This is a genomic window from Nonomuraea sp. NPDC003707 (assembly GCF_053587055.1).
In genome coordinates, this window is sequence record NZ_JBSFNK010000039.1 from 106,465 (window position 1) to 116,375 (window position 9,911).

At 69.1% G+C, this 9,911-nt stretch carries 11 protein-coding genes and 1 pseudogene; 4 read left to right on the forward strand and 8 right to left on the reverse strand.

The annotated features are described in order from the left end of the window. Positions 1-22 precede the first annotated feature (22 nt). Positions 23-130, reverse strand: a pseudogene (locus tag ACWDRB_RS55605) (tyrosine-type recombinase/integrase); the annotation flags it as partial. Positions 131-629: 499 nt separating this feature from the next. Here ACWDRB_RS55605 and ACWDRB_RS55610 point away from each other — a divergent pair. The 3 genes from ACWDRB_RS55610 (at position 630) to ACWDRB_RS55620 (ending at position 2,734) form a co-directional block, all read left to right on the forward strand. After that, positions 630-908: a hypothetical protein gene (locus ACWDRB_RS55610; RefSeq protein ID WP_449908839.1), complete on the forward strand. Its 279-nt coding sequence runs from the start codon at positions 630-632 to the stop codon at positions 906-908. Between the two features lie 50 nt (positions 909-958). Further along, positions 959-2,392 (forward strand): MFS transporter, encoded by a 1,434-nt coding sequence (locus tag ACWDRB_RS55615; protein WP_449908842.1) that lies wholly within the window; start codon positions 959-961, stop codon positions 2,390-2,392. Between the two features lie 90 nt (positions 2,393-2,482). Further along, positions 2,483-2,734, forward strand: coding sequence for a hypothetical protein (locus ACWDRB_RS55620; protein ID WP_449908844.1), 252 nt, complete (start codon positions 2,483-2,485; stop codon positions 2,732-2,734). On the opposite strand, the gene ACWDRB_RS55625 is transcribed toward ACWDRB_RS55620, so the two are convergent. The 7 genes from ACWDRB_RS55625 to ACWDRB_RS55655 form a co-directional block, all read right to left on the reverse strand. Then, positions 2,712-3,059, reverse strand: a complete 348-nt coding sequence (locus ACWDRB_RS55625) for a DUF4158 domain-containing protein (RefSeq protein WP_449908869.1) — start codon at positions 3,057-3,059, stop codon at positions 2,712-2,714. The two genes, ACWDRB_RS55620 and ACWDRB_RS55625, sit on opposite strands and share 23 nt — an antisense overlap. Before the next feature lie 109 nt (positions 3,060-3,168). Continuing rightward, complete coding sequence (locus ACWDRB_RS55630; RefSeq protein ID WP_449908847.1) at positions 3,169-4,101, reverse strand: GNAT family N-acetyltransferase; 933 nt, start codon at positions 4,099-4,101, stop codon at positions 3,169-3,171. Between the two features lie 109 nt (positions 4,102-4,210). Next, positions 4,211-5,089 carry an alpha/beta fold hydrolase gene (locus ACWDRB_RS55635; RefSeq protein ID WP_449908850.1) on the reverse strand — a complete coding sequence of 293 codons (879 nt, stop codon included), beginning with the start codon at positions 5,087-5,089 and terminating at the stop codon, positions 4,211-4,213. A 2-nt stretch (positions 5,090-5,091) separates the two neighbouring features. Beyond that, a complete protein-coding gene (locus ACWDRB_RS55640; RefSeq protein WP_449908871.1) occupies positions 5,092-5,298 on the reverse strand; it encodes a helix-turn-helix domain-containing protein in 207 nt (68 codons plus the stop codon). A gap of 18 nt (positions 5,299-5,316) precedes the next feature. Continuing rightward, the gene (locus ACWDRB_RS55645) at positions 5,317-5,451 is read right to left on the reverse strand and encodes a hypothetical protein (protein WP_449908852.1); all 135 of its coding nucleotides are present in this window, start codon (positions 5,449-5,451) and stop codon (positions 5,317-5,319) included. Positions 5,452-5,832: 381 nt separating this feature from the next. After that, positions 5,833-6,414, reverse strand: a complete 582-nt coding sequence (locus ACWDRB_RS55650; protein WP_449908855.1) for a cysteine hydrolase family protein — start codon at positions 6,412-6,414, stop codon at positions 5,833-5,835. A gap of 128 nt (positions 6,415-6,542) precedes the next feature. Continuing rightward, the gene (locus ACWDRB_RS55655; protein ID WP_449908857.1) at positions 6,543-7,787 is read right to left on the reverse strand and encodes an MFS transporter; all 1,245 of its coding nucleotides are present in this window, start codon (positions 7,785-7,787) and stop codon (positions 6,543-6,545) included. Between the two features lie 135 nt (positions 7,788-7,922). Here ACWDRB_RS55655 and ACWDRB_RS55660 point away from each other — a divergent pair, with 135 nt between their 5' ends. Then, complete coding sequence (locus ACWDRB_RS55660; RefSeq protein ID WP_449908859.1) at positions 7,923-8,858, forward strand: LysR family transcriptional regulator; 936 nt, start codon at positions 7,923-7,925, stop codon at positions 8,856-8,858. The last annotated feature ends 1,053 nt before the right edge of the window (positions 8,859-9,911 follow it).

Genomic DNA, 9,911 nt, shown 5'->3' on the forward strand with positions numbered 1-9,911 from the left:
GCTCGACCAGGTAGGCGCGGATCGGCGTCGCGGTCAGCGCGGCGATCTCCTCGCCGTGGTGGGCGGCGAAGGCGATCAGGTCGCCGCGGTAGGCGCGCCGGGTATGCGCGGAGGCGCCGGCGTTGGCCAGGTCGGTGAGGAAGTCGTCGAGATGGCGGAGAACGGGTGGGCGCGGGCGAGTTGCTCGGCGATGACCGGATCCACCGTGTCGGCCTCCACCATCGGCCGGGTTGCCAGATAACCGGGAAACGAAGCGTCCCCACCGAGCGGCGGTCGCCCCGCTCGCGCTACGCCCGTGATCGCTGTCTTACCGGATAACAACAGTCATCCCGCAACCAACCCGGCGTCCTATTCCCGAAACTGACCCCAGCCACAAGTAACGATGGGGTAGCCCGTGGCCGCCTGGCTCCCGAAGAGAATGGGGAGATTTTAAAGGGGTTATTCCACTACTGGACAAATCCCGCTCGCTGTGGCCTTGCACCGATGAGCATGGAGACATCTATCTCATTGTGCGGAGCGCCATTTTATGTCCTCCCCATCGCCAACCCCACTGACCTGGGACGCGGCATCTCGGAAGCAGTTTTTTCGGCTTTTCGAGCACCTGCGGCAGGCCATTAGGGTGCACATTCATGGAATCGACTTTCCGATCGGCCGAAGAACTCTCGGCCGCCATGCGTGCCGGTGAAGCGACCTCGGCGGAACTGACCGACGAGGCGATCGCCCGCATCGAGCGGGACGACAAGGTGATCAACGCGATCTGTGTGCGGGTGTCCGTTGCGGGCGATCACTCCCAGCGGCCCGTAGCTGCCAGGGGTGCGGGTCGGTGTGCCAGAACCGCCGGTCGCCCAGGTCGGCGAAGCGGGCGCGAACCAGTGGCCGAGCATGGAGAAGATCCCGCACACCATTGACCGCGTTCAAAAGCGTGAGACCAGTGATCAACTGCTTGAGGAGGATTCGCGTGAAAGCGTTGCTCACCCTGACCTGCGCAGGTCAGTTCATGGTGCTGCTCGACAACACGATCGTCGGCGCCGCCCTGCCCGACATGCAGCAGCGGCTCCACACCGGGCTGACCGGCCTGCAGTGGATCGTCGACGCCTACGTGCTGCTGGTGGCCATGCTGCTGCTGTCGGGCGGCGTCTTCGCCGACCGGTTCGGCCGCAGGCGGGTGTTCCTGGCCGGGGTGGTGGTGTTCACGGCCGCGTCGGTGGTGTGTTCGCTCGCGCCCTCGATCGGCTGGCTGATCGCCGGGCGGGTGCTGCAGGGCGTCGGGGCCGCGGCGCTGAGCCCCGCCTCACTAGCGCTGCTCGCCGCCGCGTATCCCGCCCCGAGGGAACGCGTCAGAGCGATCGGGTTGTGGGCCGGGTTCAGCGGCATCGGCCTGGCCGCCGGACCACTGGCGGGCGGGATCCTGGTGGAGTCCTTCGGCTGGCCCGCCATCTTCCTGGTCAACGTGCCCATCGGGGTGGTCCTGCTGCTGGCCGGGCTGCGCGTGCTGGGAGAGTCCCGCAACCCGAGCGCACCGCCGATCGACGTCCCCGGCACGGTCCTGTCCGTCGCGGGCGTGGGCGCTGTGACCTACGGCCTGATCGAGGGCGGTTCCCGAGGCTGGACCTCGCCGGTGATCCTGGGCAGCTTCGCCGCCGGACTGGTGCTCCTGGCCGCGTTCGTCGTGGTCGAGGGTCGTGTGTCGACGCCGATGCTGCCGCTCCGGCTGTTCCACCAGCGGCTGTTCACGGTGTCCAACACGGCGATGGTGGTGGTCGGGTTCGCGCTGATGGGGTCGTCGTTCTTCTTCTCCCAGTTCTTCGTCTACGTCCAGGGCACTTCGATCCTGGTCGCCGGGCTGCGGACCCTGCCCACCTCGCTGGCCATGGTGATCGTCAGCCCGTACGCGGGCCGGTTCGCGGCCAGGTACGGCTTCCGCGTCGTCGTCGGCATCGGCCTGGCGCTGGCCGGGCTGGGGCTGCTGGCGCTGGGCTTCGTCCACGCCGATACCGGCTACGGGAACGTGTGGTGGCGGCTGGCGGTCGTCGGCATCGGGTTCGCTCTCACCATGTCGCCGCTGACCGGGGCCGCCATCCAGGCGGTCAGCCCGCAGGAGGGCGGCCTCGCCTCGGGCGTCAGCAGCACCACCCGGCAGATCGGCGCGGTGCTCGGCGTGGCGGTGCTCGGGGCGATCGTTCACACGCGGGAGTCCGGCGGAGCCTCCTTCGAGTCCGGCCTCAACAGCGCCTTCCTCGCGGCAGGTGCCGTGACGCTGGCCTGCGCCGTGTTCACCGGCCTGTGGCTGACCACGGCCCGGACGCCGAGGGACGTCCGGGCCGAACAGCCAGGAGGCCGAGCAGTCAGTGAGCGGACGCTGACAGCTCCTCCCAGCCGGCCCACGTCTTGAGCCGCTCGGTGTAGGCCTGCTGGGTCATCCGCAGCCCTTCGGTGCCGAAGAACACCCGCAGCGGCGAGCGAGCACTCGAGGTCGAGTCGGGTGGTGGGGCTGGCGGCCGGCGGGGTCAGGCTGAGAATCCAGTTGCCGAACCGGCGGATGACGTGGGTGATGTACGGCGAGATGGTGGCCAGCAACCCGTCGTACGCGCTGCGCCGGGTGATGGGGTCGACCAGCAGCAGCCGGGCCGGCCTCGCCCGGGCTCCGGCGTCGACCCGGCTGGACACCATCGTGAAGAATCCGCGGTTCACCTCGGTGCGGATCTTCTTGGTCATCTCATCCAGCGTCGTGTAGCCGGGCAGCTCGCACTCGGCGCGAACCAGTTCCTCCAGCGCCACCCCTCCGGCAGGCCGATCATCTCTCGGATGTGCTCGAAGACCACCGCGGGGACGTCCTTGAGCTTCGGGGAATATCCCAACCGCTGGCAGGCCTTCAACCACACCAGCAACGCCAGCAGATGCTGATCATCCTGCGTCTTGCCGCGCGTCCACTCCACCTCGGCCGCCGACGGAGTGAACACCTCCGCCAGCTCCCGCGCCGACACCGCCCGCGCAAACCTCGGGTACGCCGTCCGATCGATCGACGTCCCCCAAACCCCCCGAAACCATTCACTAACCAGCGTGAAGTCAGGAGTTCAACGACCGGCGATCAAGAGCGCGGCCCGTTTCCGCCGTATTCCGGTGGCACCCGTTGTGATCCGGCTTGGCGCTTGATCTGGGTAGCAGCCCTTAGGGCCGGAGGTCGTTGGACAGGTTGATCCGGATCTCCGTGTTGCGGTATCCGGCGCGCCCGAACGCGGCCGCCATCGGCGCGTTGCCCACGTCGGTGGTGGCGGTGATGCGGAACTCTCCGTTGGCCGCGTGGATGCGGGTGATCTCGGCGAGTATCTCGTCCACGTAGCCGCGCCCCCGGAACTCCGGGACCACCCCGAGATACCCGACGTTCACGTTGTACGGCGTTGCCGAGGGGATCGCCATTCCCGCCACCTCGCCCTCGTGCGTATAGGCGATCCGCCACCACTCCCGCTTGCCCGGCGCCCTGAGATAGAAGTCCATTTCTTCGCGCGCGGTCGCGTCCACGCCCTTGGCTGCCAGGTTCGCACGAGTCTGGGCGTCCAGGCTGCCGTCGGCGATTCTCGTGAATACCGTCAGGAACTCCTCGTCGGACGCCTCGGCGAACCGCAGCACGCCGGTCGCCGGGGGCACCCCGTCGGCGGGTGTCCACTCGAACTGCAGCCGCTCCACTTCCCGGGTGAGGCCGGCCGCGTGTGCTGCCGCCCGCCGCCATTCCACGGCCATCGAGGTGGCCGGATCGTCGCGCCAGCCGCCGGCTGCCTTGATCGCGTACTGCACCGGCTGCGGGAATCCGGTCAGCGCGGCCCTGATCAGCTCGGCGGCGATGGCGGCGCGGTCGCCCATGGCGGGATCCACGTCGAGGCAGTCGAGCGCGACCGGGTGCGCACTGTCCTTCGGCCCCCACCACAGCGCCCGTCCCACGACCTGGTCGTCAACCTCGGCGATCCACGTCCATTCCGGCCGGTACATGTTCTCGGCCAGATCTGCGAGGTAACGGTCGGCGGGGATCCAGCCGACGGGCTCGGCCACGCTCCACCTGGTCACGTGGTCGAGGTCGGCCGAAACGGTAGGGCGGTAGGAGATCATCTGCATAAGCTTAAGCCCTTTTGTCATCATTTGAGCCAAATGTCCGGCCATTCCTTGAAGCCCGGCACCGCCCCGCTCAGGGGCGGCGCCCAGGCCCTGGGCAGGGCGATCATGTCGCCGTATGCGCGAGGATCGCCGTCGCCAGTTCCTCGTGCACCTCCACCGGCAGCGTGTGCCCCATCCCCTCCACCATCATCAGCCGCGCCCCTGGGATCCGCTCCGCGATGAGCGCGCTGTGACCGGGTTTGGCGGGCTCGCAGGTGCCCTCGACGGCCAGGGTCGGCGCCTTGATCTGGTCCAGGACGCCCACCGGCTCGAAGTCCGGGTTCGCCGCCGCGGCCCGGCGGTGATTGGCCACGGCGGACAGATCGCGGGCTCGGTCGTAGATGTGTTCTTGCAGCAGGCGGGCGGCGTCCTCGTCGAAGGGCAACCCCGTCCCGTGCAGGACGCGCTGCTCGGCGATCATGAGGTCGATCTGCTCGCGCCGGCTGGCGGGCGGCGGGCTCGTGATCAGCGCACGGAAGAACTCGACGAACTCCGGCGCCGGCGGTGGCAGGCTGCCTTCGGGCTGCGGCTCGCCCATCAACGCCCGCATGATCACCGCGCCCTCAGCGCCGCCGAGCGGCGAAGAGCCGATGACGGTGAGTGTGCGCACCCGCTCCGGCCGCTCCACCGCGATCAGCTGGCCGAGCAGCCCGCCCGCCGAGTGGCAGACCAGATGAGCGCTGTCCAGGCCATGCGCGTCCATCACCCGCAGTACGTCGTTCTTGATGTCGTCCCATGTATAAGGCTCCTTGTCGAAGTCGATGGTGTCCGAGTGGCCGGTGTCGCGGTGGTCGTATCGGATCACGCGCCGGCCACCGGCCGTCAGCCTGCCGATAAACGCGTCCGGCCACAGGACGCCCTGCGACATCGAACCCATGATCAGCAGGATCGGCGCGTCCGTGGCGGCGCCGAACTCTTCGCTCCAGATGTTGTTCTCAGGCATGTTCAAAGCATGTCCTGTCCCGCTACCGGTGCCTTCTGTAGAACTACTGGGGACGTCAGTTCAGTACGGGTGCCGACGCCTACCTTCGGATAGATCCTGTAGAGGTGATACTCGACCGTCCGCGGGCCGAGAAAGAGCCGGGCGGCGATCTCCTTGCTGGACAGGCCGTCGGCGACCAGGCTGGCGATCCGCAGCTCCTGCGGGGTCAGCGTGTCGAGCCCCGACCCTCATGGCTCCTGCGTGCTCTCGCCCGCCGCGCGCAGCTCCGGGTGTCGGTAAGCGCTGGCGGACGCGGCCGCCGGAGCCGCCCACGCACACGCGAGGCACGACACCATGGAGATGTCGACGATGATCGCCGTCATGTAGGCGGCCGTGTGACGCAGGGCTTCTTTCTCCTGCCCGCTAGATCCAGCCGCGCTCCCCCGGTGCCGTCCTGGGGAAACACCCGCCACCTCCTTACTCCGGCCACACCTCCGTCACGTCCCTCGCCAAGTACGTTCGCGTCTCCCCCGAGGCCCTGTGCCCGCCGGCAGCAGGGCCGCGACCCCGCCGCGCGCCGCCGCTGACGGGGCGCAGGGCGAGCCCAACCCTGCACAAGGGTGTCAGAACTCCTCATTTCTGCGAGCACGACCCACGAGCCGAAAAGATGCCCTGGGAGCGAGGTAGTCACATATCGTCAGCGGCCAGAACCGAGGTCTGGCCGCTGACGCGATCCCCTAACGGTCGCTGATCATCATTGACGGTTACGCCCTGCCGGTCTTTGCCCGATCACGCTGACTTTCGTGCAGGAGCGACCGCAGTTCGGCGGTGTTGATGATGTGGGCCAGTCTCGGGAAAACGCTGGTCATCAGGGTCTGGTGGACTTGCGGGTCCGGGTCGGTGACGCCGTCGGAGAGGACATAGAGCTGGTAGTCGCGGTCGGCGGCATCAGCGACGGTGGACAGTACGACGCCGCTGGTGGTGATGCCGGCGATGACCAGGGTAGTGATTCCGCGATCCCGCAGTTGCCGGTCTAGGTCTGTCGTGGACAGCGCGCCGTAGCGGGTCTTGCGGACGGTGATGTCGCCGGGCTCCGGGGCAAGCTGATCGTGAAAGGCGCTGTCGGGCTCCTCGTGGTGCATGAGGTGCTGCTGGCCGAGGAAAGAGAAGGTCTTGTTGGCCGGTGGGATCGCCGCCCAGTCGGCTTCGGTGAATCCGACCCGCACGTAGGCGATGGCGGCGCCGTGCGCTCGCATGTCGGCGATGGCACCGGCCACTCGTGACAGCAGCGCTTCCGGGTTGGCCAGGCCGGGGAGCGAGGCCAGGATTCCGTGCTGGTAATCCATGATGAGCAGTGCGGCCGTCCGGGGGTCCAGCGCCGGGGGTGTGACGGTCATTTTTCTCTCCTTGGGTGATGAGGGGCGCCCTGGCACGCGAGATCGCGTGCCGGGGCCGACTACACGTTGGCGGCCCGTTAGGTGCGGCTGGGTGTCGGCTCCGGCTCGGCGAGGGGTGCCGCGGCGTGCCGGGGAAGCAGTAGCGGGGTCGTCATCAGGAGCACGCCGGCCAGGCCGATGGCCGTGCGCGGGCCGAGCAGGCCGCCCAGCACGCCCCAGGCGGCCGTCAGGAGCGCGGCCGAGGCCTTGGTCGTCACCGTCCAGGCGGACAGCGTGCGGGTGATCCGGTCGGGCGCGGTGCGATCGAGGCGGTAGGTGGCGTGGACGGGATTGAAGACCCCGCAGCAGAAGATCAGCCCGAGCTCGACGCCCATCACCAGCAGCAGCCCGCCGGTCCCCGGCCCCAGGAAGACCAGCCCGGCGGGCCAGATCGCGCGCAGCGTCCCGGCCACGACCAGGACCCGGTGCTGCCCGAACCGGGTGACGAGTGGCCGGGCCAGCCGCGCACCGAACAGCCCGCCGATCGCGGGCGCGGCGAAGGCGAGGCCGTACTGCCACGGTGTGAACCCGAGCCGGCCGAGCATCAGGACGGCCAGCAATGCGTCGGTGGCCATCAGCAGGCCGTTGAACAGGGCGGTGTTGAAGAACAGCGGACGCAGCGTCGCGTCGGCGAGGATGTACCGCCATCCGTCGAGCAGGTCACCGGCCCGCATGCGCGCGGCCTGCCGGCGCTCGGGCCTCGGCTCCTTGCCGCCCGCCGCGCGGATGCTCAGGGCTGAGAGCAGGTAGCTGACCGCGTCGGCCAGCACCGTCACCACCGGACCGAGCAGCCCGATCGCGGCACCGCCGAGCGGCGGTCCGATGACCGTGGTCGTCCAGGCCGTCGACTCGAAGCGGGCGTTGGCGACGAGCAAGTCCTCGGCCCGCAGCAACGTCTTCAGGTAGGCGCCGGAGGCGGCGCGGAAGGTGATGTCGGCCGCCGCGACGACGACCGAGACCAGCAGGAGCTGGACGAAGGAGAGCACGCCGAGCGCGAACGCGGCCGGAATCGTCAGCAGCGCCGCGAACCGCACCAGGTCCATCCCGATCAGCACCGGCCGCTTGCGGCGGAACTCCACCCACGGGCCCAGCGGCACCGCCACGGCCGCGCCCACCAGAGCCCCCACCGAGGACAACGCCGCGACCTCGGCCGGCCCGGCGTGCAACACCTGGATCGCGATCAGCGGGAACGCGCCGAAGGCGAGCCACGTGCCGACCGCGCTGGTCCCGAACGCTCCCCAGAGCCACCCGAACTGCCGCCCCAACCGGTTCCCGCTGCGCATGCCCGCCGCTCCTCGCCACTCGCTCGCACAACTGATTTGTGATCGCAAGCATCAAAGCGCGCGCCGAACCAGGGGATCAAACAACTTCATGGCCTTCAGCTACAACGAACAGTTGTATCTGTAGAGTGTGTCCGCATGGACCTCGACACCGTCCGGACCTTCGTCGCCGCCGCCGACGCGGGGCAATTCCAGGAGGCCGCCGCCGAGCTGGCGGTCACCCAGCAGGCCGTCTCCAAACGCATCGCCGCGCTGGAGCGCAACCTCGGCGTGCGGCTGTTCACCCGCACGCCGCGCGGCGCCGAGCTCACCATCGACGGGCAGGCGTTCCTGCCCCACGCCCGCGAGCTGCTGCGCGTCGCCGAGCGCGCGGTCGCGTCCGTGCGTACCGACAGCCGTCCGCTGCGCGTCGACATGATCACCTCACGCAGCGCGGCATCGGGCCTGATGCGCGGCTTCCACCGCGCGCACCCCGAGATCGACCTCGACGTGGTGATGCTGTTCGACATCGAGACGGCCCTCGCCGCCATCCGGTCCGGTGCGATCGACGCGTCCTTCCGCGCCGTCGCCATGCCAGGCCGGCCCTTTCCCGAGGACATCGAGTCCGTCCGGGTGCTCGACGAGCCGCTCCAGCTCCTCACCGGGCCCGCCCACGCGCTGGCGGGCGCCCGGTCGGTGACCCTGACCCAGCTCGCCGGGCACCGGATCTGGATGCCCGGCCTCGTCCCCGGAACCGAGTGGGCCGCCTACTACGACGACCTCGTCGCCGAGTTCGGCCTCACCATCGAGGCGACCGGCCCCAACTTCGGCTCCGACGCGCTCCTCGACACCATCGCCGACACCCCGGCCCTGGCCACCTTCATGGGCGAGCAGACCCGCCTCGTCTGGCCCGCCGGCCACGGCCTGCGCCGCATCCCAGTGACCGACCCCACGCCCGTCTACCCGCACTCGCTCCTGTGGCACCGCGACAACCCCCACCCCGCGCTGGCCACCCTCCGCGCCCACCTCGCCGCCACAGCGGCCGGCCACGGCGCCGCCGGGACCTGGGCGCCGGACTGGGCAATCCCGCGCTGAACGCCGCCTCGGCGGGCCGGACCGCTAAACCGAAATTCAGGAGGCTCGCCGCGCAGGCTGCCGACCTCAACCTGCACGACCTCTACCGCGTGGCGGCGGCAGGATCACTGGCCGAACTGGATGATGTACAGGGCTCTGCCCACCTGGCCGCGCTGGCGACCAACTCCGCCCTGGACGATCTTTACGGCATGGCGGCGGCAGAGGCACTGATCGAGCGGGCTACCAAGCACAGCCTGCCCGGCCAGCACCCAGCTGACGAGATGCGGCACCTGACATATGGGCGCCGCTGGCGTACCCGAGCCATCGCCTGGATCATCAGGCGGACTGGCAGAGTCCCGCGGCGGTTTCTCGTAGAGAACGGCTCTTCCACGAGGTAATGAGGACGACGGTAAGTGCCCAGGCATTAAGGCTGGGCTTCTCCCTGAACCTGGCCGAAACCGAACCAGGTTCCCACCGCGAGCAAATCGACGCCGTTATCGGCACGATCGGCGTCTGGCTCCTCCCCGGGCTGCCCAGACCGAAATCCCAGGCCGTACCGAGGACTTCTTACGCGCTGTGACCCGCGGAAACGCCGATCCTTTGGGCCATATGACGCGACTCTTACCAGCGGGCCGTCTAATGCGCTCTCGCGGAACACGAGACGGCCCAGCGCTACCCCGACGCCGTCGAACAGGCCCACGCGGAGCGCGTCGCCCGCCACGAAGGACTCCAGCTCAAGTAGCCGGTGCGAGTGCTCTTCCGCCTCGGCAGGAAAGCCACGTCACCGCAGGTCAGGGTTGGGTCCGTTGGATTCTGCTCTGTTGCCACTGGGACCCCGGTACGTGATGGTCGGCCACCCCGACACCACTGGCGAGGGCCAGGTGCCGGCCTCGCGCTGAACGAACGCAAGAGGCCCGCCGGATGTCAGCGGCGGCGTCAGGACGGCGACAGCCCCGTATCAGAGCGGTCGGCGATCGTAGGGGCATCGAAAGAACACCGCACAAGGAGCACACGATGCAGAAGTTCGACACCCCCGCCCCGATCGCCGCCGTCCTGCACATCCCCGCGGGACGC